Consider the following 25,226-nt stretch of genomic DNA (forward strand, 5'->3'; position numbering starts at 1 on the left):
TCAGAAACTGTGAACTAAATGAACGAAACTTCAACAGCTGTCGACAGGGCAAATTGGCGAAAAGCGGGGCCGACCGGTGCGATGAATTGACGATGCCCCCGGTCACAGGACCGGGGGCATCTCCTCTGAGTGTTCAGCAGACCGTCATTCGGTCGACTTCACTGTGCTCAGTCGTTCTTCTTGCGACGCATCGTCAGAACCACAGCGGTTCCGCCGACGACGAGCAGTCCGGCTCCGGCTGCGAGGCCGGTCAGCTCGGCACCGGTGCGAGGCAGATCCGATCCGCCGTCACCGTTTCCGTCATCGTTGCTTCCGTCGCCGTTGCCGTCATCATCGCCGCCGTTGCCGCCGCCGTTGCCGTCTTCGTCGGCGACGACCTCGAAGGAGCCGTTGAGGGCGTCTTCGTCTTCGGTGTCGTTGGCGCCGGTGACATCGAGGTTGTACTTACCAAGGTAAGCCGACGGATCCGAGTCACTGGTTCCGTAGATGGAGAAGGCGGCAGCTCCGTTCTCGTTAGCGGTCTCATCGAGGGTGATGCCCTCGACGTTCTCCGGACCGGATGCGACCTTGAGGGTAACCTTCTCACCCTCGTCGAAGCCCTTGACGGTGATCGTCACGCCCTTGTCTTCCTTGACGAAGTCAGAGGCTGAGATCTCCTTGGGGTCCACACTGATCTCACGCTCGGCAGGAGCAGGCGACTCGGACTCGTCCTTCTGGACGGTCACGTCGAACTCGGTCGTCTTGGACTCCTGGCCCTCGACGGTCGCCGTCGCGGAGAACTTGTAGTCACCCTCTGCCTTCGGACCCTCGACGGAGAACTTGCCGTTCTTGTCGGCCTTGACCTTCTTGGAGCCGTCCTCGGCAGCCTGGGGGCTGGTCTTCTCAGACTCGGTCTTCGCGGCTTCCCACTTCACCTCGACCTCGGCGCCGGCCTCAGCCTTGCCGGTGATCGCGCCTTCAGGCTCGATGGTCTGATCGTCGACCTTCGGAGCGGCAGGAGCCTCAGGGGTCTCGTCGCCCGGCTTCTCGAGGTTGAAGTCCGTGCCGGACTGCTCGAGCGAGTGGTCCAGGTCGGCAACCCAGGTGAACGAAGTGTTCGCGTCGAGGTCGCCGCCACCGGAGATCACACCGACAGCGGTGGAGCCCTGGTACACGCCGCCGCCGGAGTCGCCCGGCTGCGAGAACGGCTTGTCGATCGGAGCGGTCACACCGAAACCGTGGACCCAGCGGCCACCGACGTTCTGGTAGTCGAAGTCGTACTCCGAACGCGGCAGGACTTCACCCTCGGTCTGACCGGTGGTGCGGCCCGACTTCTGGATCGAGCCCTCCTTGTGCGCTCCGACCTTCGAGATCTCCTGGGTGGACTTGGCGAGGTCGTCCGAGTCCGCGGTCTTCCAGTCGGTGATCCCGTTCTTGACGTTGTACTTCGACTCGTCGACGTTGATCACAGCGAAGTCGATGTCCGACTCGCTGGGCTCGGGCCACTTGTCCTGGTCGGCGCCTTCGAGCAGGTCGCCGCCGAAGTTGTGGAAGCCCCACTTGCCGATGACGCCGTTCTTGGAGGGCTTGAAGCCTTCCCCGCCGTTGGCTTCGGAGGTCGATGGCTGCTCGGTCTGGTCGACGGTGGTGTCGCCCTCGAACTCGTTCGTCTGCTCGTTGATGATCTTCGAGCAGTGTCCTGCGGTCAGGACGACGGGCTTGCCATCTCCATCCCAGCCGGAGAAACCGGTCGAGCAGGCTCCGCCGCTCTCGCCGGCGTTGACGAGGTAACCGGCACCGCCGACGAGATCGTTCTTCTCGTAGGGCTTGAGTTCCTTGACGCCCTCGGTGACGTTGACGTTGTCGTACTTCTTCTCGAGATCCTTGATCTCGGACGTCTTCTTGGCAACGCCGATGTTGAGTTCGCCGCTGTCGGCACCGTAGGCGTTGACGCCTTCGATTCCGGACAGTGCCTTCTGGATCTGAGCCTCACTCTGAAGGTCCAGCTTCTGCGGGGCGCTGTCGGCCATCGCGGGAGAAGCGACGAACGCGCTGCCCAGGCTCAGCGCCGCAGCGGCGCTCAGTGCCAGTGAACTCTGAACGAGTTTCTTCTGCATACTGTAGTTTCCCTTGATCGTTGTCGGTGCTTCGATTGTCCGGCGCCTCAACACGCCCTGCCGGTAAAAGCGGTCGCGTCTCTGGTGTCAGAGTTTCAACCGTGTGAAAGGTTACGGTTTGATCACGGTGCAGTGCAAGAACAATGAGTGTTGTGCGTGAACACAACTTACAGAAGTCGCCGCCCTGCTCGCGGCAGAAGCTGCCGTCCTCGCGGGCATCAGCGTTCTTACAGGTGACGGAGAATCCTGACCGTTATGATCGAGGCATGCCGAACCACACTCTGCTTCGACCCCTGCCGACTCCGCGTGCGGTCTCCCGTATTGCACTGGGGATAGCCGCGCTCGCGCTCACTCTGCCCCTCACCGCCTGCGATACCGGCGTCGACCCGCGCGATCCCGGTTCGGCTTCGCCGAGCGAATCGGCATCCTCCGCTTCTCCGAGCAATGACGCTGCCGACACCGACCCGGTCGGGAAGTGGTCCTCTCCCGAAGCCGGCGATCCCTTCCTCGAATTCGCAGAGGACGGATCTCTCAAGGGCTCGGACGGCTGCAATGCGATCGTCACCACGTGGAAGGCCGAGGACGGCAAGATCACCATCGACTCCTTCATGAGCACGCAGAAGGCCTGCGCCGGGGTCGACACGTGGCTGAGCAAGGCATCGTCGGCCACGATCGAAGGCGATGTCATGAAGGTCGAGGACAGCAACGGCAAGGTCATCGGCGGACTGGAGAAGGACGACAAATGACACACGAGGCGATCGGCCGCTGGGTGGCCGAGGACAACGACCGAGCATTCCTGGACTTCCAGGAAGACGGCACACTGCGCGGCAGCGACGGCGCCAACGCCATCGTCACCTCGTGGACCGATGAGTCCGAAGGCGTGAACATCAAGTCCTCTCTGACGACTCTCCGCGCCGCCCCGAACATGATCAAGTGGATCTCCAGAGCACGCCGCGTCGAACCCGATGGAGATCGACTCCACGTGTTCGACTCCGCCGAGAACCACCTCGGCGATCTGCTCCGTCAGCCGCCGGGCGGCTCCGACACCGACGAAAGTCGATAGATGGCCGGCGGACTGTTCGCTCTCCTCGACGACGTCGCCGCGCTCGTCAAACTCTCCGCAGCCAATCTCGACGATGTCGCCGCAGGAGCCTCCCGAGCGGGGGTGAAAGCCGCCGGAGTCGTCGTCGACGACGCCGCAGTCACTCCGAAATTCGTCGAAAGGGTCAGCCCGAAGCGCGAACTGCCGATCATCCAGCGCATCGCCCTCGGATCCCTGGTCAACAAGATCGTCATCATCCTGCCGATCATCCTGCTGCTCAGTCAGTTTCTGCCCTGGCTGCTCACTCCGCTGCTCATGGTCGGCGGCACCTACCTGTGCTACGAAGGCGCGGAGAAGATCTTCGAGAAGTTCGGGTGGATCACCCACCACGAGGAGCACGAGGACAGCGGGGACGAGCGTCCGGCAGACGGTGCCGGTGCGGAGAAGAGGATCGTCCGTTCGGCCATCACCACCGACTTCGTCCTCAGCTGCGAGATCATGGTCATCGCCCTCAACGAGGTGGCCAGTGAGGCACTGCTCCCCCGGGCGATCATCCTCGCCGTCGTCGCCGTGGCCATCACCGTCGGCGTCTACGGAGTCGTCGCGCTCATCGTCAAGATGGATGACATCGGCCTGCACATGGCGACCAAGGACGCACCGGGACCGCAGAAGTTCGGGCGCTTCCTCGTCGAGGCCATGCCGAAGCTGCTCGCGCTGCTGTCAGTGGTGGGCACGTTCGCGATGCTCTGGGTCGGCGGGCACATCATCCTCGTCGGCACCGACGAACTCGGCTTCCACGCTCTCTACGGATTCGTCCACCACCTCGAGGAACCCGTCGCCGCAGTCGCCGCCGTCGGAGGTTTCCTCGGCTGGCTGGTCAACACCTTCTTCTCGCTCATCCTCGGCGCGCTCTGGGGTGCGATCGTCGTCGGTGTGGTTCTCGGAGGCAAGGCTCTGGTGAAGAGAGGGAAGAGGGACACCGCCGCTTCCTGATCCGAGGGCAGCGAGTCATAGCTCGGGTTGTCCACCATCTGCTTCTTCCCGTCCTCGTCCATGGCCCAGACGAAGAGGTAGTCGGCGTCGAGCCAGGCGCGCTCAGCGCTCGGCGAACGTCTTCTTCGGCTTCCCCGCCACGATCATCGGGGCACCGGTAACGGGATCATCGATGACGGTGCAGTCGATGCCGAAGACCTCGTGGACGAGTTCGGCGGTGACGATGTCCGCCGGTGCGCCCTGCGCGACGATGACTCCGCCCTTCATCGCGATGATCTCGTCTGCGTAGCGGCACGCCTGGTTGAGGTCATGGAGGACCGCAACCATCGTGTGCCCGTATTCGTTGTTCAGCTGCGAGAACAGGTCGAGCAGTTCGATCTGGAAGGCGACGTCGAGGAACGTCGTCGGTTCGTCGAGCAGCAGCAGCGAGGTCTCCTGTGCCAGCACCATCGCCACCCACACGCGCTGCCGCTGGCCGCCGGAGAGTTCGTCGACCTGCCGGGAGGACAGTTCCTCGGTGTTCGTCGCCCGGAGGGCTCGCAGGACGGCCGCCTCATCCTCATCGGTCCACTGTTTGAGGAACGACTGGTGCGGATGACGTCCCCGCGCGACGAGTTCGCCGACGGTGATGCCTTCGGGGGCGATCGAACTCTGCGGAAGCAGACCCAGGCGTCGCGCGATGGCCTTCGTCTTCATCTTCGCAATATCGGTGCCGTCGAGGAGGACGTTTCCCTGCGCCGGCGGCAGCAGTCGGGCCAATGCCCGCAGCAGCGTCGACTTCCCGCAGGCGTTGGGCCCGACGATGACGGTGAACTTGCCGTCGGGGATCGACACGTCCAGGTTCGTCACGACCTGCCGGTGGTCATAGGCCAGGTCGAGGCTCCTTGCGACGAGTGGAGCTGCTGTGGTTGTCGTTGTGCTCATTTTGCCTTCCGAGCTTCTTGGACGAGGAGCCAGATGAGATAGATGCCGCCGATGCTCACGGTCACGACGCCGACGGGCAGTTGGATGTCGCCGAGCGCATGCTGGGCGATGAGATCGGCTCCCACGAGCAGCAGCGCACCGACCGCGGCGGAGGCGAGCAGGCTGGTGCCCTGTGCCTTGGCGATCCGCCGTCCGATCTGCGGGGCGGCCAAGGCGACGAAGGCGATGGGGCCGGCCGCCGCGGTGACGACCGCGACGAGTGCGACGGCGACGAGGATGAGTGCTGCGCGCACTGGTTCGTTCCGCACGCCCAGAGCCTTCGCTGTGTCGTCTCCGAGTTCGAGGGTGTGCAGGTCTCGGGCGAAGAGTCCGCACGCCAGTGCGAGGACGACGGTGACGATCGCCGCCGGAGTGATCGTCGACCACCCCATGCCGTTGAGGGATCCGGCTCCCCAGGTCGCCGCGGCCATGGCCAGTTCGAGGTCGGCGCGCATGATCAGCCAGGTGTTGAACGCGTTGAGCATCGCAGTCAGGGCGATGCCGACGATGATGAGGCGGAATCCTTGGACTCCGCCCTTCCAGGTCAGCAGGTAGACCAGGGCTGCGGTGGCGATGCCGCCGATGATCGCGCCGAGCGCGGTCGAGATGTAGCCGGAGCCGAGAACGATGATCGTCACGATTCCACCGGTGTACGCGCCCGTGGAGAATCCGATGATGTCGGGGCTTCCCAGCGGGTTGCGGGTCAGTGACTGGAACACGGCTCCCGAGACGCCGAGCCCGGCGCCGAGCACGATGCCGGCGATGATGCGCGGGGCGCGCCATTCTCCGACGACGGTATTGACGATGCGGCGGTCGGCCTGCCCGAAGAGTCCTTGGAACACCTCGCCTGGAGTGAGGGAGAATTTGCCGAGCATGAGGCCGGCGAAGCCGCACGCCAGAGCCAGGAGCGTGACGATGCCGACGGTCATGACCACGCGCATGTCGATGCGCTGGCCGAAGATGCGCAGCATCGGCCGTCCGAAGTCGATCTTCTCTCCGGGCAGGACGGACCGGTCGATGTTCATCGCGGTCGATTCGAGTCGGGTCGGTGCAGTCTTCACAGTCCGCTGGCCTTCTTTCGGCGTACGAGCGCAATCAGGACGGGAGCTCCGACGAAGGCCGTGACGACTCCGACCTGCAGCTCTCCGGGTTTCATCACCACACGCCCGATGACATCGGAGGCCAGCAGGAGGATGGGTGAGAGGAGGACAGAGTAGGCGAGGATCCACCGCTGATCGGGTCCGACGATCCAGCGGGCGATGTGCGGGATCATCAGTCCGATGAATCCGATCGGCCCGGCAGCCGCGGTGGCTGCCCCGGCCAGCAGCGTCACCGCGAGGATCGAGAGGACCCGAGTGCGATTGACCGAGGTGCCCAGGCTCGCGGCGAGGTCGTCACCGAGCGCGACGGCATTGAGCGAATGGGCCAGGGCGAGGGCCAGCACCGTACCGACGGCGATGAAGGGCAGAACCGCGGTGACAGCGCCGAAGTCACGACCGGCGATCGCGCCCACGTCCCAGGAGCGGAAGGAGTCGAAGGCGCGTTCGTTGGTGAGCAGGATGCCCTTCGTCAGTCCGGTCAGCACTGCGGCCATGGCCACCCCGGCCAGGGTCAGGCGGATCGGGTCGACGGTGCGGGTGGGACCGGAGGAGCCGATGATGTAGACGCCGACGGTGGTCAGAAGCGCACCGACGAAGGCGAACCAGATGTAGCCGTTGATCGAGGTGATGCCGAAGAAGCCGATCCCGATCGTCACGGCGAAGGAGGCACCGGCGTTGACGCCGAGGATTCCGGGGTCGGCCAGAGGGTTGCGCGTCAGCGCTTGGATGAGGCCGCCGGCCAGCCCCAGGCCCATGCCGACGAGGATGCCCAGCACGGTCCGGGGCAGACGGAGTTCGAGGACGACCAGCTGGTCGTCGCTGCCGGTCGGGGCGAAGAAGGCGTCGAGCACTTCGGTCACGGGCATGTCCCTGGCGCCGATGGCCAGGGAGGCGAGCACCACGAGCACAAGGGCGATCACCGCCGTAATCAGCCCCGTGGTGCGCTTGATCAGCAGAGCCCGGCCGGAGGTGCGACCGGTATCCGCGTCCTCCTTCGCCGAGGAAGGTGTGACGGATACGGTCATCGAGGTGGTCCTTTGAATGGCTGGCTAAGGTCAGGCTAACCACACTGTAGCTCACCGGGCCACGTCAGCCAAGCGGAACCGATCTCACTCTGCTGTGATCTTGCCGATCCTCTCGGAGACCTGACGTTGGATGCGCGAGAGCATTCCGCTCATTCCCCGCAGTCTCAGGGGGCTGACGATCTCGGACATCGACAGACGAAGCGGCAGGTCGGCGGGAATGCCGAGGATCACCTCGGCGGTGGCGCCATCGAGCCCTTCGTGGAGGATCCCGGCGAAGCCCCGCGTCGTCGGAGCCTCGGGCGGGGCGGAGAAGTGCAGGTGCACGATCGACCGGTCGCCCACCTCGGCGCCGTCGACCTCGGTGACGAGGAAGATCGGCGATTGGCATTCGGGCACCGGTTCGAGCAGCTCGGGGTGATCGGCGTACTTCTCCGGCAGGTCGGGCAGATCAGTGGCCAGTTCCAGCAGCAGCTGGAGTCGGTCATCGGCCGGTGTCTCGGCGAAGTCGGTGACGATCTCGGCCAGCGCATTCGGCAGGTCGTCGGTCTTCGGTGCGTTGTCGGTCTCGGCCATCAGCGCCCGGGCACCTCTCCGGGTGCGGAGCCGGTGACGATCGGCACGCCCACGACGTTGCCCCACTCGGTCCAGGATCCGTCGTAGTTGCGGACATCGGAATAGCCGAGCAGGTGCTTGAGGACGAACCAGGTGTGGCTCGAGCGTTCGCCGATGCGGCAGTAGGCGATGACCTCATCGCTCTGCCCCAGTCCGGCCTCGTCGGTGTAGAGGGCCCTGAGTTCGGCCGCGGACTTGAACGTGCCGTCTTCGTTGGCCGCCTTGCCCCACGGCATCGACTTCGCCCCGGGGATGTGGCCGCCGCGCAGGGCGCCCTCTTCCGGGTAGGCCGGCATATGGGTGCGTTCGCCGGAGTATTCCTCCGGGCTGCGCACATCGATGAGGGAAAGGTCGCCGAGGCTGTCGCGGACGTCGGGGAGGAAGGCGCGGATGACCGAGTCGTCACGGTCGATCACCGGATATTCGGTGGGTTGGGGCTGCGGTTTCTCGGTGGTCATCTCCCGTCCCTCGCCCTCCCACTTGGACCGGCCGCCGTCCATCAGGCGGACGTCTTCGTGGCCGAAGAGGGTGAAGACCCAGAGGGCATAGGCGGCCCACCAGTTCGACTTGTCGCCGTAGACGACGATGGTGTCCTCGCGTGAGATGCCCTTGGCGGACATGAGTGCCGCGAAGCCTTCTCCGTCGACGTAGTCGCGGGTCACGGAGTCGTTGAGTTCGGTGTGCCAGTCGACCTTGACCGCTCCGGGGATGTGCCCGGTCTCGTAGAGCAGCACGTCTTCGTCACTTTCGACGATGACGAGTCCGGGATCACCGGCATGCTCAGCAACCCAATCGGTGCTGACCAGTCGTGCTCCGTCCGCATACTCGGCGAACTTCGGTGTGGGATCGGCCGGGATCGAAGTGCTCACGCATTCCTCCTGAGAGCTTGTGATTGTGTCGTGCTGTTCGGGGCAACGTCGGACCCATTCAGCTTATTCCTTTTCACGGCCTGCTGAGGAACGTCGTCAGCGCCGAGACGAAGGCCTGCGACTTCTCCGAATGCACCCAGTGCCCCGATCCCTTGACGGTGAGCAGAGTGGTGCGAGGAAACAGGCTGCGCATCTGCGGCAGATCGTCGCGGCTGACGTAGTCCGACCTCTCCCCTGCCACCCACAGCACCGGGTGGTCGAAGACGGCATCGCCCGTGTCCGGGAAGTCTCCGATGGCATCGAGGCTCGAATGCAGGAGGGTGAGGTTGGGCTGCCAGGCATACCCCGCCGAGGTGGGGCGCAGGTTCTGCAGCAGGAATCCCCTGACCGCGTCCTCGGGGATGGGCTCCCGCAGTGCGGCATCGGCGTCGGTGCGCGATTCCACCTCATCGAGATCGAGGGCGGCGAGGCTGGAGAGCAGATGGTCGAAGACCCCGGTGGAACCGCCGGCATTCGGACCGATGTCGACGACGACGAGGCGGTCGATGAGTTCGGGGTGGCGCAGCGCGAGGACCATGGCGACCTTGCCGCCGAGGGAATGCCCGACCAGGTGCACCGGCTGATCATCGGCATCGGTCGCCTCGGCGATATGGGCGGCGACAGCGTCGGCGAGGTCGACATAGTCGAAGGTCTCCGTCCATTCGGAGTCGCCGTGGTTGGGCAGGTCGACCAGCAGGCTCGAGAACTCGGGCTCGATCGCCTTGGCGATCTGCGTGAAATTCTTGCCGCGGCCGAACAATCCGTGGAGGAAGACGACGAGCCGACCTGTCTCGCCGATGCGTCTGCTGAAGATGGAGGTCACTCCTCCAGCCTATCTGCCAGCGGATCGGGCACGGGTAGGGTGAGGGCATGCACTTCTCCGAATATGACACCCGCCTTGCCGGTTATGCAGTGATCGTCAATGACGACAGAGAGATCCTGCTCAGCTGGTTCAACGGCGGCGCCGACAACTCCCATGCAATCTGGACTCTGCCCGGCGGCGGCATCGAATACGACGAGTCGATCGAAGACGGGACGATCCGCGAGATCAAGGAAGAGACCGGTTTCGACGCACAGCTCGTGCGCCCGCTCACGACGCATTCGTTCACCGATGCCAGGCGCAATCCGTCGTTCGGCGAGTCCTCGGGGCGTCCGTTCAAGGGTGTGCGGGTCGTCTATGAGGCGCGGATCACCGGAGGCACGCTGGGCACGCTCGAGGTCGACGGGACGACGGACCGGGCCGAATGGCTTGCGATCGACTCGCTGACAGAGGTGCGGCACGCCCGCATCATCGATGTCGGTCTCGATGCGTGGCGTGCCGCTTCGTAGCATTCGGCATGTGCCGGCATGCAGCCGGCTCAGTTACTTGACGATCTTCTCGAGTTCGTCGGGCAGGTGTTCGGCCGCGTACTTCGCCGAGAGGATGGAGTTGAGCGAGAATGCCATCCGCAGGTCATCCATCTTGTCGGTGAACACGAGGGAGCGACCGTCCTTGACTGCGGGGATCCGCTTGTAGCCCTCGTCCTTCGTCACGTCGGTGTCGGGGATGTAGATCGGGAACGTCAGCAGCACATCGGCGTCGAGGGTCTTGAGGTTCTCCTCTGAGACCGGGACGGAGAATCCTTCGGCCTTGCTCTCATCGACATTCGGCGACTGCTTGAAGCCGAGCCGTTCCATGACCTGCACGCGGCTCGAGGCCTCGACGTAGGCTCCCCAGCCGTCCGCGGTCTTAGCCGCGACCGTGGCGGTCTTGCCCTTGAACTCGGGATGGGCCTTCGCCGCATCCTTGAACGTCTGGTCGAGGTCGTCGAGCAGCTTCTGTCCGTCATCGGGCTTGCCGAGAGCTTCCGAGACGAGTTCGACCTGCTGGTCCAACGTCGTCAGGTAGTTGTCTCCGCCTTCGGGCACGCCGACGGTCGGGGCGATTTCGGAGAGGCGATCGTAGCGCTTCTGCTCTCCCGAGCTGTTCGTGTCGAGGATGAGGTCGGGTTCGAGTGCGGCGATCTGCTCGTAGTCGGGTTCCATCGTCGCGATGATCTCCGGATCCTGGTCATAGAGATCCTCGGCCCAGGGGCCGACCCCCTTGCCGCCGAACTCCACCCAGTCGGAGGCGCCGACGGGCTGGACTCCGAGGGCCAAGGCGGTCTCGGCGTCACCCCATCCCACGGCCACGACCTTCTGCGGATCGGCGGGAACCTCGATCGCACCGAACTTGGTGTCGACCGTGGGGCCGGAGGCGGAGTCCGTCGAGTCCGATCCTCCCCCGCCGCAGCCGGCGAGGACGAGAACGGAGGCGAACAGAGGGGCAAGAATTCTGCGCATGTGAGGGAGTCCTTCTTCAAGTATTAGGCGAGCCTAGCTTAACCCATAATCGCGGCGGCGACTGCACAGGCGATTGCACCGGGATCCCCCGCACACCGGAACTCCTGCGCCGTGCTTCAGGACGCCTTGATCTCCAGTCCTGCGACGTCCATCTCATCCAGACCGACCATACGTGAGCGGCTTCCCGTGACGACGCGGTGGATGAGCCACAGCAGCAGGAACGCCGGCAGGCCCGCGTAGGCGCTGGCGACCTCGAGCAGCCGACCGTTGACGATGGCCTGCACGTTCTGTCCGATGATGACGACGATGAGCATGATGAGTGCGATGACTGGGCCGATCGGGAACAGGGGCGCCCGGTAGGGCAGGTCGTCGGTCGAATGCCCCTGACGCACGTAGGCGCGGCGGAATCGGAAGTGGCACCAGGCGATGCCGACCCAGACGATGAATCCGGAGAGTCCCGACACGTTCATCAGCCAGGTGTAGGCACCGCCGTCGCCCATCACTTCGGTGAGGAAGCCGAACAGGCCGATGAAGGCGGTGGCCAGGAGGGCCATGACGGGGACTCCGCGTTCGTTGAGTCGGGCGAACAGCCTCGGCGCGGTGCCTTCCTTGGCCATGGCATAGAGCATTCGGGTAGACGCATAGAGGCCGGAGTTCCCGGCAGAGAGGATGGCAGTGAGGATGACGGCGTTCATCACCCCGGCCGCCACGGCGATGCCGGCGCGTTCGAACACGAGGGTGAACGGTGAGGCCGTGACGTCTTCGTTGTTCGCCGAGGCCAGGAGCGACGGGTCTGTGTAGGGCAGGAGGAAGCCGATGATGACGATGGCACCGATGTAGAAGAGCATGATGCGCCAGAACACCGTCCGGATCGCTCGCGGCATGTCCTTGCGGGGGTTCTCCGACTCTCCGGCGGTGACGCCGACGAGCTCGGTTCCCTGGAATGAGAATCCGGCGATCATGAACACGCTGATCACCGACATCCACCCGCCGGCGAAGGGGGCCTCACCGGCTGTCCAGTTGCTCAGCCCCGGTGAGTGTCCGCCGATGATGCCGACGATCATCAGCACCCCGAGGACGAGGAACGCCAGCACAGCGGTGACCTTGATCGCGGCGAACCAGAACTCGCCTTCGCCGAAGGCCTTGGCGGACAGGAGATTCAGCGTCCCGAGCAGGATGAGGAAGACAGCCGCCCAGATCCACGACGGCACGTCGGGGAACCAGAAGGACATGATGACCCCTGCCGCCACCAGCTCCGCTGCCAGGGTGATCGCCCAGTTGAACCAGTAGTTCCAGCCCATGGCGAAGCCGAATGACGGGCTGACGTACTTCGTGCCGTAGGTGTGGAAGGACCCGGCCACAGGAAGGTGCGTCGACATCTCCCCCAGCGACTGCATGACGAAGAGGACCATGACGCCGATGGCCGCGTAGGCCAGCAGGGCACCGCCCGGGCCGGCCTGGGAGATCGTCCCGCCGGAGCCGAGGAAGAGACCGGTGCCGATGGCGCCGCCGATCGCGATCATCTGCAGGTGCCGGGACTTCAGTCCCCGTCGCAGACGGCGTTCCTCGGTCGCCGAGGCGGTGGGTGTTCTCATGGTCGTCCTTGCTCGTGGATCGGCAGGTCCACGCACGAGGACCCGGGCCATTCCTACCACATGCGAGACCGGCTTGGACCGCCGTCGACTTCGAGTGGGACCAGGGTCACATCTGGTCGGTCACGCCTGCTCGGAGGAAACGGGAGCCTCTGTGTGCGGAGCCTGCGGCAGTCCGCGAGCGAGCTCCGGTCTGAGATCTGCGATGCCGCGGGCTCCCATGAGGCCCATGGCGGTGCGGATCTCCTGCCCGATGAGGTCGATCGCCTTCTCAACGCCCCGCTGCCCTCCGGCCATGAGGCCGTAGAGATAGGCACGGCCGATGAGCACGAAGTCGGCTCCGGCGCACAGGGCGGCGACGACATCGGTGCCGGACATGATTCCGGAGTCGACGATGAGCTCCGTCTCCGGTCCCACCTCGGCGCGGACCTCGACCAGTGACGTCAGCGAGTCGGGGGCACGGTCGAGCTGCCGGCCGCCGTGGTTGGAGATCACGAGCCCGTCGGCGCCCACCGACCGGGCGCGCCTGGCATCGTCAGCGGTGAGGATGCCCTTGACGAAGAGCTTCCCCTTCCACTGCTCACGGATCCATCGGAGGTCCTCGAGATCGAGGGTGGGGTCGAACATCGTCGCGGTCATCTCGGCAAGAGACTGCGAGGTGTTCGACAGTGAGGCGTACTTCGGCGGTTCGGTGGTGAGGAAGTTGAACCACCAGCCGGGCCGGTAGGAAGCGTCGAGAACCGTTTTGAGAGTGAGTCTCGGCGGGATGGACAGTCCGTTGCGGTGGTCACGCAGACGCAACCCGGTGATCGGGGTGTCGACGGTGACGAGCAGCGTCTCGTAGCCGCTGTCCTGCGCCCGCTGCAGAAGGTCGAGGCTGCGCTGCCGGTCTTTCCACAGGTAGAGCTGGAACCAGCGGGTCGAATCGGGGGCCGCCTGCGCGACGTCTTCGACGGAGGTCGTTCCCATCGTCGACAGTGAGAACGGGATGCCGGCCTTCGCGGCCGCACGCACTCCGGCGACTTCGCCCTCGGAATGCATCATCCGCGTGTACCCGGTCGGGGCGATGCCGAAGGGCAGTCGGGTCCTGGCTCCGGCGATGGTCGTCGAGGTATCGGGGGCATCGACGCCGTGGAGGATGCGCGGCAGCAGCTCCACCTCGGCGAATGCTGTGCGATTCTTGGCCAGGGTCCGCTCGTCCAGGGCGGCACCGTCGACGTAGTCGAAGGGCGCTTTCGGTGTCAGGCGCTTGGCGATTCTGCGCAGGTCCCAGATGTCGGCCGCGGACTCGAGTCGCGCTGCCACTCGGTCGAGCTTCGGCAGACCGAACTGCAGGAGCGGGGCCAGTTCTCTCACATCGGGCAGCTGCCGTTTCATGACTCTCCTCGGGTGCAACGTCGACTCTCCTCGGAACCCAGGCATCCACGACTGAGGCGAGCGCCCGATTGTCCCTCGGTCCGAGTCTAGCGAGGACGTCGTGGTGGTCTGAGATGGGATCAGCATCGGAGATATTCCCACTTATGCTTTCAAGTGGGAATATCGTCGACGAGGAGTCACGTGCTCTCACACGGCAGGAGTCTCCCTCAGGACTTGTCGAGATAGGCGAGGACCGCTGCGACCCGTCGGCTCGTCGTCTCCCCTGCGTGCAGTCCGAGTTTGTCGAAGATCGCGCTGATCGCCTTCTCCACGGCACTGACGGAGACATAGAGCCGTTCGGCGATGCCCCGGTTCGACAGGCCCTCGGCCATCGCTTCGAGCACTTCACTCTCCCGCGGTGTCAGCGACGATAAGGTGTTCTGCTTCTCCGAGGTGCTCAGCAGCTGTCTGACGACCTCGGGGTCGATGACGGTCCCTCCTTCGGCGATGCGGTTGACCGAGTCGAGGAACCGGTCGATATCGGTCACCCGGTTCTTCAGCAGGTAGCCCACGCCGACCGATTCGGTGCTCAGCAGCTCTGTCGCATACTCCCGCAGCACGTACTGGCTGAGCACGAGCACACCGATGTCGGGGAAACGATGTTTGATCGCCAGGGCCGCCTGCAGGCCTTCCGTGGTGTGGGTCGGCGGCATCCGGACATCGACGATCGCGAGGTTCGGCCGCAGCGCTTCAACGGCCGCAAGCAGTTCGGTCCCGTCCCCGACGCTGGCGACAACGCTGATGCCTTCGTCCTCGAGCAGACTGCGCACGCCTTCTCGCAGCAGGACTGCGTCGTCGGCGAGGACGACGCGCAGGGGCGCCTCCGTGGTGCTTTCGGTCATGGCTTCCTCTCTGGTTCGCCGGAAGGGACCGGCAGTCCGTGCGGTATTCGAGCACTGATCATGGTTCCCCCGTCGTCTGGCGAACCGGCGGTGAGGCTGCCGTCGAGCGCACCGACGCGCCGGACGAGGCCCTGCAGTCCGCTGCCGTTCGGGTCGGCCTGTCCATTCCCGTCGTCGACGACCTCGGTGCACAGCGCCTGGCCGTCATCGACGACCGTGACCGTAATGGATGCCGCCTCCGCGTGCTTGACGACATTCGTCACCGCTTCCCGGATGACGAAGTATGTGGCCGATTCCACGGCAGGCGGAAACCTCCGCTCGGGTACCGCGGCCAGCGTCAGCGGCACCGGGCTCCGGGCGGCGATCCGCTCGAGCACGGGGCCCAGTCCGCGTTCGTCCAGGGTCGTGGGGTAGACCCGCCACGCGACCTCGCGCATCTCATCGATGAGGTCCTGGGACTGTGCGAGCGCGTCATCGAGCAGACTCTGCGTCTTCACCGGGTCGCTTGCCCGCTGGGCACGAGCGATGAGCACGGATAAGGACACGACGTTCTGCTGCACTCCGTCATGGAGGTCGCGTTCGATCCGCCGCCGTTCGTCGTCGATGGCCAAGACCACTCCCCTCCGGGTGGTCAGCAGCTCCGTGATCCGGGTGTGCAGGGCGAAGGGTCGAGCCACCTCGGCGAAGTTCGCATCGATGCGACCGTGCATCCAGTTCGCAGCTTCGGCGAGCGCGATCGCCCCGATGAGGTTCGCCGCCCCGTAGAGGACCCCGACGAAGAGGGTGGGCTGGGAGATCGTCCACATGTCAAAGCCGATGTCGACGGCGCCGCCGATGAACAGCCCCTGGATCAGGGAGCCGAGTGTCACGACGAGGAATCCGCCGAGCAGGTTGAGTGTCGGGATGATGGCCACACCGGCGATGAGGCCGTTGAACAGGAGAAAGCGTCGTTGCTGCGGCAGATCTGAGAGGACGAGACCGAAGCCGCGGGAATGTCGGGCCAGCTCCCAGCCGCGGACCCGGACGGCGAATCTCGAGGCCGGAGAGAAGACCGCAGCGACGAGCAGCGGCAGGAACAGCAGTCCGCCCCACAACACGCCGAGCAGCGAATGCGCCCACCGGGTGGCGAGCATGCGCGATTCGCGGGGAATGCGCGCAGTCAGTGAACTCGGCCAGGGCATGGATCGATCGTAGCAACGCGCCACCCGGGCTCACAGGGGTCAGACCGCAGACTCGACTTCCGGTTTTCCGCAGAAGTGTCCCCGGTCGTTCGTCAGCGTCGTCCGCTCGACCGCATACCCCCACCTCGGCGAAGTCCCTAGCGTGGATGAGTATGGATCTCGCATTCGAGCTGCTCTCCACCGTCCTCACCTCACCGTGGGTCTACCTGCTCATCGCCGTCGCCGCGAGCCTCGATTCCCTGGTGCCCGTCGTCCCTTCGGAGACGCTGCTCATCAGCGCTGCCGCCTTCGCCGCTGCCGGGGAGCCTCATCCGGCCGGACTCGTGCTCGCCGCCGCAATCGGGGCTCTGGTCGGGGACCTGGCCGCCCACCTCGTCGGGAGGTTCGCCCGGTCGCGCATGCGCCGGTCACGAACGCACCGGGTACGACTACCGCAGCCACGACAGCAGCGGGCACTGTTGCAGCGGGCACGACTCCAGCTGGCACGGCTGCACTGGGCACGACTGTCGAAGCACGCCGCGGGGATGACCGGGGCCGCCCGGTCCGTCTTCACAGACCGCGGCGATTCCGCCCTCATCGCCGGTCGTTTCATTCCCGGGGGCCGCACACTGACGACGATCGGTTCAGGGATGCTCGGGTTCCCGCTCCGCAGGTTTCTTCTCTGGGACGGAATCGGTTGCCTGGTCTGGGCGGTCTATTCGACAGGGATCGGATTGCTCGGCGGAACCGTGTTCGAGGATCAGCCGCTGCTCGGCGTCGCCGTCGGCATCGGCATCGCGCTGGGCACCACGGCGACGGGAGAAGTGTTCCGACGTCTCCGTTCCAGCAGAACTCGACGTGCCGCGGTCCGACAGACCGCGGTCCGACGAGCCGCATTCAGAGTCGGCAGGACCCGACAGGTCAAGGCGCGCCGGTCTACGGCCCGGGTCGACACGCCCCGGAGCCGAAATGGCATGATGGAGACGATGTCGAATACGCATGTCTGGTACGTCAGCTACGGATCGAACATGGCCCGCGATCGCCTCGCCTGCTACCTGCAGGGCGGTCGGCCAGCGGGTGCGCACGTCACCTATCCGGGTGCCAGGGACGGGACCCTGCCCCGTGAGGAGGCCGGAGTCGAACTGCCCGGTCGCATCTACTTCGCCGGTGAATCGAAGGTGTGGGGCGGTGGGATGGCCTTCTACGACCACACCTTGCCCGGGCCGACCCCGGCGAAGGCGTATCTCATCAGTGCCGAACAGTTCGCCGATGTCGCGGCGCAGGAGATGCACCGCCGACCGTCACCCGGCGGCCCGCTGGAGACCCTCGTCTTCGACCTGCCCGTCGGTGCCTCGCATTCCGTCGGGCCCGGCGGCTACGAGACGCTGCTCGTCGTCGATGACGTCGACGGCGTGCCCATGGTCACTTTCACCGCCGCTCACGGTTCGGGCGAGGTCGAGCACACTCAGCCCAGCGAACCGTACCTGGCGATGCTGCGCACCGGCACTGCTGAGGTCAGGGACGCCGCAGCGCTTCTCCGGCCCGCAGCTGCACAAGCGTGAGATCGAGCAGCGGAGTGTCCACTCCCAGGTCCCCGGCCTTGCGCGCCAGATCACCGAGGATGTGCTCGGCTTCGCTGGGCAGACCGGCAGTGACGTCCCGGTAGAGGGACGAGGTGAATGAAGAGCCCTCACCGGTGAGCATCGAGACGGTGGCGGCATGGGACTTCTCGGATACCGCGTGACCGGCTGCTGCGGCCACAGCCTCGAGTTCGTCGATGATGCGCAGCACATGGTCGTGACCGCCGGCTGACATGATCGCTCCGACCGGTGCCCGGAACAGGCAGGTGACGACTCCGGCGGCGGCGATGAAGATCCACTTCTCCCACAGCCCGTCCGTGATGTCGTCGATGACCTGGAATCGGAAACCGGGCACGTCGAGGACGGCAGCGACGTCGGTGGGGAGCTCACCCCCACCGACGTCGCCGATGGTCATCACGGCCATGTCCGTGAGCTGGTGGACCGCATCGCCGCCGATGGTGCCGACGATTTTGACGAGTCCGCCGAGCACCTGCCCGGGGTAGTCGGCCTGCAGCCGATCGATCTGGGCCATCCCATTGAGGAACGGGATGATCCTCGTCCCTTCTCCGACGGCAGGACGGATGTCGGTGAGGACAGACTCAAGGCCGCCCGCCTTGACCGCGATGAGCACGAGGTCGTAGGTGCGCGCATCCGCGGCGAGCTCTGAGGCGGTGACGACCTCGACGGTGTTCGTCCGGTCGTTGCCCGGTGAGACGAAACGCAGACCCTCGGCGCGGATCCGCTGCGCCTTCGCTTCCCGCAGCAGGAACGTCACATCGCGGCCGGCTTCGAGCAGATAGGAACCGAATGCCCCGCCCGTGGCTCCGGCCCCGGCGATGAGGATGCTCGGCCCGCGCGAGCCCAGCTCGTTCGCGCCCTGTTCGTCCGCACCCGTGCCGGTGCTGCCTTCGATGATCTCACTCATCCCAATTCCTCCTTGAGCTCCCGTGCGGCCGCAGCGGGATCGCCAGCCGAGGTTATCGCACGCACCACCACGGCGCGAGTGGCGCCCGCCTGTCGGATCTCGTCGAGGCGCGACCCGACGGCGATGCCGCCGATGGCGAACCACGGGGTGCGCGCCGAGGCGGCCACCGTGCTGAGCAGGCCCGTGCCGACGGCGGCGCGGCCGGGTTTCGTCGGCGTCTCCCACACGGGGCCGACGCAGAAGTAGTCGGTCTCCGGGTCCGCGTCGGCGGCGAGCGCCTGCTCGTGCGAATGGGTGGAGCGACCGAGGATGACATCGGGTCCCAGGACGGCGCGCGCCTGAGCGCTGGTGAGGTCGCCTTGTCCGACGTGGAAGACGTCGGCGCCGGTCAGCAGGGCGACGTCGGCACGGTCGTTGACCGAGAAGAGCTTCCCGTGCCGGGCCGCGGTGGCCTTGAGCACTTCGAGGGCGGTGATCTCGGCCCTGGCTTCGAGGGTCTTGTCGCGCAGCTGGATGACGTCGACTCCCCCGACATATGCGGCGTCGAGGAACTCGGGCAGATCGCCTTGGGCGGTCCTGGCGTCGGTGCACAGGTACAGGCGCGCTTCGGCCAACCGGGCGTCCCGCCAGGCTCTTCTCGATTCGGAGCCTGAGGGGTGCGGTGGAATATCGGAGGTCATGGTCATAGAGTAGAGGAGTTCGCGGGAGCCTCCCAACGAGGCTGAGAGGGCGTAAGAGCCGACCGTCAGACCTGATGCGGATCATGCCGCCGGAGGGAGAATCCATGCATGTCATCGTCGTGGGCGCCGGAATCATCGGCCTGTCGACAGCGTGGCATCTGCGCCGCCTCGGTGCCGGTGTCACCATCATCGATCCCGCTCCCGGTCAGGGAGCCACGCATGCCGCTGCGGGGATGCTCGCCCCCGCCGCCGAGGTGGTCTGGGGCCAGTCTCCCCTGTACCCGCTGATGCGTGCGTCGGCCCAGATGTATCCGTCGTTCGCCGCTGAGGTGGCGAGCGCCGCGGGTGCCGATTTCGGGCTCACGGACTCGGGGACCCTGGTGTGTGCCGGGGATCGTGCCGATCTGCAGGCTCTGCGTCAGCTGCGCACCGCACAGACCGCCGCCGGTTTCACCACCGAACTCATCACCGGGTCCCGCGCCCGGGAGCTCGAACCGGCACTGTCACCGTCGGTGGCCGGTGCCGTGCGCATCCCCGACGATCAGTCCATCGACCCCCGACGGGTGACGACCGCCCTGCTGTCCGTCGTGTCGGCCACGACCGTCCGCCGACAGGTCACCCGACTCATCCGCCGCGGCGGAATCACCGTCGGCGTCGGGTTCTCAGACGGCGACGAACTCACAGCCGATCAGGTCATCATCACCGCCGGCGCAGAGGCGGACTCGATCACCGGGATGCCGGCCCTGCCGCTGCGGAAGGTGTGGGGTGATGTTCTGCGTCTGCGAGCGCCGGCCGCACTCACACCTCTGCTGCACGGCACGGTCCGCGGACTCGTCAACGGTCGGCCGGTCTACATCGTCGCCCGTGACGACGGCGAGCTCGTGCTCGGGGCAAGTTCTCGGGAAGACGGTCGGGAAGGCACCGATGCCGGAGCCGTCCACCGACTCCTCCAGGACGGTCAGCGCCTGGTCCCCGGCATCCTCGACTGCGAGATCACCGACATCACCACGCGTGCCCGCCCCGGTTCGCCCGATGACCTGCCCATCGTCGGTCGCATCGATGACGGCTGCCTCGTCAGCACCGGGTACTTCCGGCACGGCATCCTGCTGGCCCCACTCGGCGGACGGCTCGGTGCCGAACTGGCCACGGGCGTCTCCCCCGACTGGCTGCCCGCGGGAGGTCTCGATTCCGTCTCCCCCGGGCGGTTCTCTGCCGAACCGCACTCTGCCGAACCGTCCGCTGACGGATCGTCCGCTGTCTCATCCGTCCTCCACCCAACGACCCTGCACAGGAGCACATCATGACCGACACTGCCCACGCACCGACCATCGTCGTCAACGGCGACGAACGAGAACTGGGAGGACCAGCCTCGGTGCTCGACCTCGTCGCGGTGACCACCGGACGCGACCTCCGTACCGACGGAACACCGGCCGACGGGGGACGCATGGGCATCGCCGTGGCCGTCGACGGAGAGGTCGTCCGCCGCGGCCGCTGGGCCGATTTCGCATTGGCCGACGGGCACACCGTCGACATCGTCACCGCTGTGCAGGGAGGCTGACATGTCGTGGACGATCGATGGTGTGGACCTCAACTCACGCCTGGTCATGGGCACGGGCGGGGCGAGCTCGCTGAGCATCCTCGAAGACGCGCTGCTGGCCTCGGGCACCGAACTGACGACCGTGGCGATGCGTCGCTTCGACGCGGCCTCCCGTGACTCGGTGTTCACCCTGCTGCAGCGCCTGGGGATCCGCATCCTGCCCAACACCGCCGGGTGCTATACCGCTCGGGATGCCGTGCTCACCGCGCGGCTGGCCCGAGAGGCGCTCGAGACGAACTGGGTGAAGCTCGAGGTCATCGCCGACGAAGACACTCTGCTGCCCGATCCGGTCGAACTCTTCCGCGCCGCCGAGGAACTCGTCCTCGACGGGTTCACTGTCTTTGCGTACACGAATGACGACCCGGCCATGGCCAAACGGCTCGAGGACGCGGGCGTGGCGGCGGTGATGCCGGCCGGCGCCCCGATCGGCAGCGGCCTGGGCATCCTCAACCCACACAACATCGAGACCATCGTCAGCCGGGCGGGAGTGCCGATCATCCTCGATGCGGGTGTCGGCACGGCTTCCGATGCCGCCCTGGCCATGGAGCTCGGCTGCAGCGCCGTCCTGCTGGCTTCGGCCGTGACCCGTGCCCACGATGCGACAGCGATGGCGCGGGCGATGGCTCTGGCCGTCGAGTCCGGGCATCTGGCCGCGGGTGCGGGTCGGATCCCCAAGCGGTCTCTGGCCCAGGCATCGTCGACCTTCGACGGAATGGTCGCAGCGCAGTGACCGGCGTTGGGCTGACTCCTCTGGTCGAACCGGTCGAGGCACTGAGCCGCGAGGAGATCGAACGCTACGCCCGACACCTCAGCCTGCCGGGCATCGGACTCGAGGGTCAACGGCGGCTGCGGGCCGCCTCGGTGCTGGTCATCGGGGCCGGTGGCCTCGGGTCACCGGTGCTCAGCTATCTGGCCGCCGCGGGGATCGGATCCCTGACGGTCATCGATGACGATGTGGTCGAATCGTCGAACCTCCAACGCCAGATCATCCACCGCGACGCCGACGTGGCCCGGCCGAAGGTCGACTCGGCGGCCGCGGCGCTGCACCGGCTCGATCCGACGCTGCACGTGCGTCCGATTGCGGGCCGGCTGACCCCGGACAACGCTCTCGAACTCTTCGCATCCCATGACGTCGTCATCGACGGGGCGGACAACTTCGCCACCCGGTATCTGTCCAATGATGCCGCCGAACTCACCGGCACCACGCTGGTATGGGGCACGATCTTCCGGTTCGCCGGGCAGGTGAGCACGTTCGTGCCCGGGCACGGACCGATGCTGCGCGACCTGTTCCCCGATATCCCGGAAGCCGATTCGGTGCCCAACTGCGCCGAGGGCGGTGTGTTCGGGGTGCTGTGCGGGACCGTGGGTTCGGCCATGGCCACCGAGGCGATCAAGCTCATCTGCGGCATCGGCGAACCGTTCATCGGCAGGCTGCTGCGCTACGACGCTCTGGCCGGGGAGTATTCGACGCTGCGGTTCTCCTCCGATCCCGACCGGCCAGCGGTGACCGACCTCGCCGAGGTGGCCGCCGCGTGTGCGGCGACCGCTTCGTCCGGTGTGGGTTCCGGGGTCGAGGAGTTCGAACCGACCGAGCTGGCCGACTCCCGTGAGCAGGTGATGCTGGTCGATGTGCGTGAGGATTGGGAGCGGGAGTCGTCCTCGATTCCCGGCTCCGTCCATGTTCCTCTGGCGCTCATCCGCGACCGGGGGTGGAACGCGCTGAGCGGAGTGATCGACGGCGAGGCGCATGCTGCCGACACCGTGAACGACCTCGTCATCCACTGCAAGTCGGGTGCCCGTTCGGCCGAGGCCGTCGGGATCCTCGCCGGTACGGCCCCGGCAGGGGTGCGCCTGCGCTCGCTTGCCGGCGGCATCGATGCCTGGGCGGCTCAGCAATGATGCCTCGGAGCAGAGTCGCTGACCGTCGGCGATCGGTCATGGGTGAGGTGTCGGATCGGTCAGTCTCGCCGCGAGACCGCGCTCACCGGCTCGCATCACGATCGCATGCATCAGGCTCGCGACAGGTCGGAGGATTCTGATCATCGTCCTCGTCGAAGTCACACACCAATAGGACTCGACGCGTGTGGTCCCCTCGTGCTCGCTCAAGGTCCACACGCCTTCGCCGCGCAGATCACCGTCGACACGGAGCGCGACCCGATTCGGAGCCTGCAGGGCATCGACCTCGATGGTGAATCGCAGCGGCATCCCGATGGGTGTGCGCACGACGATCTGCGCTCGACTGCCCGATCGCAGCTGGTTCCCGACGGGTTCGGCCGCGGCAAGTCCCGGCCACCACTGCGGCCACTCATCCACCCGTTCGAGAACAGCCCAGACAGTGTCGACGTCGGCGTCGACGCTCCATCGATCGTCGAAATGGAAGGGTGATGATTCCCCTGGCCGCGGTGTCACATGTTCGTGGCTCATGGTACGACGGTAGTGTGAAAGACGTGAGTGAGAACAGCAATGTCAGCAGCCGTCGCCCCTCTCCTTTGGGCGGTCGCAAACCGACGAAGGACGATCTCGCAGCTTTCGCGACCGACGATCCGAACGCGATCGACGATATTCTGCCCATCGATTCTGCCGGGCTGAGGCTGCTCATCGTCGGCGTCAACCCGGGTCTGTGGACCGCGGCGGTCAATGCACCGTTCGCCCGTCCCGGCAACCGGTTCTGGCCGTCCCTGTTCGAGGCGGGACTGACCGACCACCTCGTCGATGCCTCCCGCGGACTCGACCCGGCCGATGAACAGCAGCTGCTGGGTCGCGGCATCGGTCTGACCAACCTCGTCGGACGTGCCACGGTCCGCGCCGACGAACTGTCCCGGCAGGAGCTGCGCGATGCTGCCGCCCATCTCATCGAGCGGCTTGCCGACATTCGACCGCGTGCCGTCGCGATCGCCGGCATCACGTCGTTTCGGACCGGTTTCGCACTGCCGAAGGCACAGTTCGGTCGGCAGGACACGTCGCTCATCGCAGGGTGGCCGGACTCGGTGGCCCTGCATGTGGTGCCTCAGCCCAGCGGCCTCAACGCCCACTACCAGGTTGCCGACCTCGCCCGGATCTGGCGTGAGGTGTGGGAGAGCATCGACGATTGACGCGTATCGTCCCGCGGGAATCGACACGTCTATGTGCGTGGGCTCAGTCAGCTCAGGAACGGTGGGGAATGCCTCCCGGCTCATCGGGATCCGAGATGTTCCCGAATCCCGGTGAGCAGCAGTTCCTCCACCGGACTCAACGGCTCGAAATCGGCGTCGTAGACATCGACACTGACGGTCGTCCGCCCGAGCCTCAACGGTGGGGGCTGCTCGGCCCGGCGGATGTATCGCCAGGGAATGTGCACCTGCCACGTCGGGTCGTCAGTCTCTTCGACCCCCTCCGCCGGTGGTGTTACGCCGGAGTCAGCGGTCGGAGGAGCCCCTCCGGCCCCGTCTGCCGGTGTCGTCGTCTCCCCGATCTTTGCCGTCGGTGGTGGTGTTCCAGCCTCACCAGCTGGTGAGTCGGTCGATGGCAGGTCGGACCCGACCACCGGGTTCGGCGGACCAGTTCCCGCCGGAAACCCCGGCGGACCGGCTCCTGCCGGAATCCCCGGCGGGCCGGTCGTCTCGCCGACGACCTCGCCGTGGGCCAAGCCCGGGTCGGGCTCACTGATCGGTCTCGTGCGCGAACGGTACCGGTGGCCCGTGGGCGTGACCACTTCAAGCGCATCCGGAGTGGCGTTGTGCCGCCACCCCGCCAGCTCCTTCGCATAGTTACACGCCGCGCACAAACCGGAGGAATTCTCCCACTCGGTATCTCCACCGGCAGCGAACGAGACCGCATGATCGGCCTGCCTGATCGGAGCCTCGCACCACGGCGAGCGGCACACATCGTCACGCATGACGACCATACGCCGAAGCAAACCGGAGAACTCCCGCCGGCGAGAATCCATCCGCACCAACTGCCCATCCTCAGGCCGCGTATACAGGCGACGCAAGAACACCGCAGCATCATTCTCCGCCACGAAGTCACGCGCCACATGGGCCGGAATCGGACCAACCCCGGGAAACCACGCAGACTCCTCCCCCGACGCGAACAGACTGCTGGCCTGCATGATCAGATGCACCTCGGTCGGCACCGCCGCAGCGGATTCCTGCCCGGTCACACGTTCGACCAAAAGGTCCGCAGCAATCTGGCCCTGCGACCGACCGCCAGCATCGCCCGTGGCGATGACCGACTGCGCCGACTTCGTCAGGTTCGCAAAAGCAGCGACCGCCTCCGGCATCGGCAGCAGCGCAGTCAGATAAGCCATATCGCCAGGCGCAGGACGCACACTCACCGACCGCTCCTCAACACAACGCTCCAAGTGATCAACCGCGGCCCGCTGGTCAAGCCTCTGA

At 66.0% G+C, this 25,226-nt stretch carries 26 protein-coding genes and 1 riboswitch; of the genes, 10 read left to right on the top strand and 16 right to left on the bottom strand.

Annotated elements, in window-relative coordinates:
* Positions 1 to 167: 167 nt before the first annotated feature.
* Positions 168 to 2,096: an LPXTG cell wall anchor domain-containing protein gene (locus HK401_RS14820; RefSeq protein ID WP_181275415.1), complete on the bottom strand. Its 1,929-nt coding sequence runs from the start codon at positions 2,094 to 2,096 to the stop codon at positions 168 to 170.
* Between the two features lie 266 nt (positions 2,097 to 2,362).
* Between HK401_RS14820 and HK401_RS14825 the strand changes: the two genes are divergently transcribed.
* The 3 genes from HK401_RS14825 to HK401_RS14835 are packed head-to-tail and all read left to right on the top strand — an operon-like array spanning position 2,363 to position 4,131.
* Entirely contained in the window at positions 2,363 to 2,842 is a 480-nt protein-coding gene (locus tag HK401_RS14825) for an META domain-containing protein (protein WP_181275416.1), read from the top strand.
* Complete coding sequence (locus HK401_RS14830) at positions 2,839 to 3,159, top strand: META domain-containing protein (protein ID WP_181275417.1); 321 nt, start codon at positions 2,839 to 2,841, stop codon at positions 3,157 to 3,159. Before HK401_RS14825 ends, HK401_RS14830 begins: the two co-directional genes overlap by 4 nt.
* Positions 3,160 to 4,131, top strand: a complete 972-nt coding sequence (locus HK401_RS14835; protein ID WP_181275418.1) for a DUF808 domain-containing protein — start codon at positions 3,160 to 3,162, stop codon at positions 4,129 to 4,131.
* Positions 4,132 to 4,233: 102 nt separating this feature from the next.
* Here HK401_RS14835 and HK401_RS14840 read toward each other — a convergent pair whose 3' ends face one another.
* From HK401_RS14840 to HK401_RS14865, 6 genes are all read right to left on the bottom strand, one after another.
* Entirely contained in the window at positions 4,234 to 5,055 is an 822-nt protein-coding gene (locus tag HK401_RS14840) for an ABC transporter ATP-binding protein (RefSeq protein ID WP_181275419.1), read from the bottom strand.
* Complete coding sequence (locus tag HK401_RS14845; RefSeq protein ID WP_219921983.1) at positions 5,052 to 6,119, bottom strand: FecCD family ABC transporter permease; 1,068 nt, start codon at positions 6,117 to 6,119, stop codon at positions 5,052 to 5,054. Before HK401_RS14845 ends, HK401_RS14840 begins: the two co-directional genes overlap by 4 nt.
* A 32-nt stretch (positions 6,120 to 6,151) precedes the next feature.
* The gene (locus tag HK401_RS14850) at positions 6,152 to 7,219 is read right to left on the bottom strand and encodes an iron chelate uptake ABC transporter family permease subunit (protein WP_181275421.1); all 1,068 of its coding nucleotides are present in this window, start codon (positions 7,217 to 7,219) and stop codon (positions 6,152 to 6,154) included.
* A gap of 84 nt (positions 7,220 to 7,303) precedes the next feature.
* Positions 7,304 to 7,792: a SufE family protein gene (locus tag HK401_RS14855; protein ID WP_181275422.1), complete on the bottom strand. Its 489-nt coding sequence runs from the start codon at positions 7,790 to 7,792 to the stop codon at positions 7,304 to 7,306.
* Positions 7,792 to 8,700, bottom strand: a complete 909-nt coding sequence (locus HK401_RS14860) for a sulfurtransferase (RefSeq protein WP_181275423.1) — start codon at positions 8,698 to 8,700, stop codon at positions 7,792 to 7,794. Before HK401_RS14860 ends, HK401_RS14855 begins: the two co-directional genes overlap by 1 nt.
* Before the next feature lie 73 nt (positions 8,701 to 8,773).
* The gene (locus HK401_RS14865) at positions 8,774 to 9,562 is read right to left on the bottom strand and encodes an alpha/beta fold hydrolase (RefSeq protein ID WP_181275424.1); all 789 of its coding nucleotides are present in this window, start codon (positions 9,560 to 9,562) and stop codon (positions 8,774 to 8,776) included.
* A 47-nt stretch (positions 9,563 to 9,609) separates the two neighbouring features.
* Between HK401_RS14865 and HK401_RS14870 the strand changes: the two genes are divergently transcribed.
* The gene (locus HK401_RS14870) at positions 9,610 to 10,068 is read left to right on the top strand and encodes an NUDIX hydrolase (RefSeq protein ID WP_181275425.1); all 459 of its coding nucleotides are present in this window, start codon (positions 9,610 to 9,612) and stop codon (positions 10,066 to 10,068) included.
* Between the two features lie 33 nt (positions 10,069 to 10,101).
* Here the strand turns inward: HK401_RS14870 and HK401_RS14875 are convergent, their stop codons facing one another.
* From HK401_RS14875 to HK401_RS14895, 5 genes are all read right to left on the bottom strand, one after another.
* Positions 10,102 to 11,061 (bottom strand): ABC transporter substrate-binding protein, encoded by a 960-nt coding sequence (locus HK401_RS14875; protein WP_181275426.1) that lies wholly within the window; start codon positions 11,059 to 11,061, stop codon positions 10,102 to 10,104.
* Positions 11,062 to 11,177: 116 nt separating this feature from the next.
* Positions 11,178 to 12,656 (bottom strand): amino acid permease, encoded by a 1,479-nt coding sequence (locus HK401_RS14880; RefSeq protein WP_181275427.1) that lies wholly within the window; start codon positions 12,654 to 12,656, stop codon positions 11,178 to 11,180.
* A gap of 120 nt (positions 12,657 to 12,776) precedes the next feature.
* A complete protein-coding gene (locus HK401_RS14885; RefSeq protein WP_181275428.1) occupies positions 12,777 to 14,030 on the bottom strand; it encodes an alpha-hydroxy acid oxidase in 1,254 nt (417 codons plus the stop codon).
* Positions 14,031 to 14,236: 206 nt separating this feature from the next.
* On the bottom strand, positions 14,237 to 14,911 hold the full coding sequence (locus tag HK401_RS14890; protein ID WP_258234230.1) for a response regulator transcription factor: 675 nt from the start codon (positions 14,909 to 14,911) through the stop codon (positions 14,237 to 14,239).
* Positions 14,908 to 16,092, bottom strand: coding sequence for a sensor histidine kinase (locus HK401_RS14895; protein ID WP_181275429.1), 1,185 nt, complete (start codon positions 16,090 to 16,092; stop codon positions 14,908 to 14,910). Before HK401_RS14895 ends, HK401_RS14890 begins: the two co-directional genes overlap by 4 nt.
* A 152-nt stretch (positions 16,093 to 16,244) precedes the next feature.
* Here HK401_RS14895 and HK401_RS14900 point away from each other — a divergent pair, with 152 nt between their 5' ends.
* Entirely contained in the window at positions 16,245 to 17,633 is a 1,389-nt protein-coding gene (locus tag HK401_RS14900; protein ID WP_181275430.1) for a DedA family protein, read from the top strand.
* Here the strand turns inward: HK401_RS14900 and HK401_RS14905 are convergent.
* Both HK401_RS14905 and thiE read right to left on the bottom strand, forming a co-directional pair.
* A complete protein-coding gene (locus tag HK401_RS14905) occupies positions 17,587 to 18,576 on the bottom strand; it encodes a ketopantoate reductase family protein (protein WP_181275431.1) in 990 nt (329 codons plus the stop codon). The two genes, HK401_RS14900 and HK401_RS14905, sit on opposite strands and share 47 nt — an antisense overlap.
* The gene (gene thiE / locus HK401_RS14910) at positions 18,573 to 19,256 is read right to left on the bottom strand and encodes a thiamine phosphate synthase (RefSeq protein WP_181275432.1); all 684 of its coding nucleotides are present in this window, start codon (positions 19,254 to 19,256) and stop codon (positions 18,573 to 18,575) included. Before thiE ends, HK401_RS14905 begins: the two co-directional genes overlap by 4 nt.
* Positions 19,257 to 19,267: 11 nt before the next feature.
* Positions 19,268 to 19,371: riboswitch (TPP riboswitch) on the top strand.
* Between thiE and thiO the strand changes: the two genes are divergently transcribed.
* The 4 genes from thiO to moeB all read left to right on the top strand — a co-directional run bounded on the left by thiO (position 19,361) and on the right by moeB (position 22,752).
* Entirely contained in the window at positions 19,361 to 20,560 is a 1,200-nt protein-coding gene (gene thiO, locus HK401_RS14915; RefSeq protein ID WP_181275433.1) for a glycine oxidase ThiO, read from the top strand. It overlaps the preceding riboswitch by 11 nt.
* Entirely contained in the window at positions 20,557 to 20,814 is a 258-nt protein-coding gene (thiS, locus tag HK401_RS14920; protein WP_181275434.1) for a sulfur carrier protein ThiS, read from the top strand. The genes thiO and thiS overlap by 4 nt, the downstream gene beginning before the upstream one ends.
* A gap of 1 nt (position 20,815) precedes the next feature.
* Complete coding sequence (locus HK401_RS14925) at positions 20,816 to 21,583, top strand: thiazole synthase (RefSeq protein WP_181275435.1); 768 nt, start codon at positions 20,816 to 20,818, stop codon at positions 21,581 to 21,583.
* Positions 21,580 to 22,752: a molybdopterin-synthase adenylyltransferase MoeB gene (moeB, locus tag HK401_RS14930; RefSeq protein WP_309136008.1), complete on the top strand. Its 1,173-nt coding sequence runs from the start codon at positions 21,580 to 21,582 to the stop codon at positions 22,750 to 22,752. Before HK401_RS14925 ends, moeB begins: the two co-directional genes overlap by 4 nt.
* A gap of 36 nt (positions 22,753 to 22,788) precedes the next feature.
* On the opposite strand, the gene HK401_RS14935 is transcribed toward moeB, so the two are convergent.
* On the bottom strand, positions 22,789 to 23,277 hold the full coding sequence (locus HK401_RS14935) for an SRPBCC family protein (RefSeq protein ID WP_181275436.1): 489 nt from the start codon (positions 23,275 to 23,277) through the stop codon (positions 22,789 to 22,791).
* Between the two features lie 23 nt (positions 23,278 to 23,300).
* Between HK401_RS14935 and HK401_RS14940 the strand changes: the two genes are divergently transcribed.
* On the top strand, positions 23,301 to 23,945 hold the full coding sequence (locus HK401_RS14940) for a mismatch-specific DNA-glycosylase (RefSeq protein ID WP_309136009.1): 645 nt from the start codon (positions 23,301 to 23,303) through the stop codon (positions 23,943 to 23,945).
* 80 nt (positions 23,946 to 24,025) lie between these two features.
* Here HK401_RS14940 and HK401_RS14945 read toward each other — a convergent pair whose 3' ends face one another.
* Positions 24,026 to 25,138 carry an HNH endonuclease gene (locus HK401_RS14945; RefSeq protein ID WP_181275438.1) on the bottom strand — a complete coding sequence of 371 codons (1,113 nt, stop codon included), beginning with the start codon at positions 25,136 to 25,138 and terminating at the stop codon, positions 24,026 to 24,028.
* Between the last annotated feature and the right edge of the window lie 88 nt (positions 25,139 to 25,226).

The sequence above is a fragment of the Brevibacterium oceani genome (assembly GCF_013623835.1).
Taxonomy (GTDB): Bacteria; Actinomycetota; Actinomycetes; order Actinomycetales; family Brevibacteriaceae; genus Brevibacterium; species Brevibacterium oceani.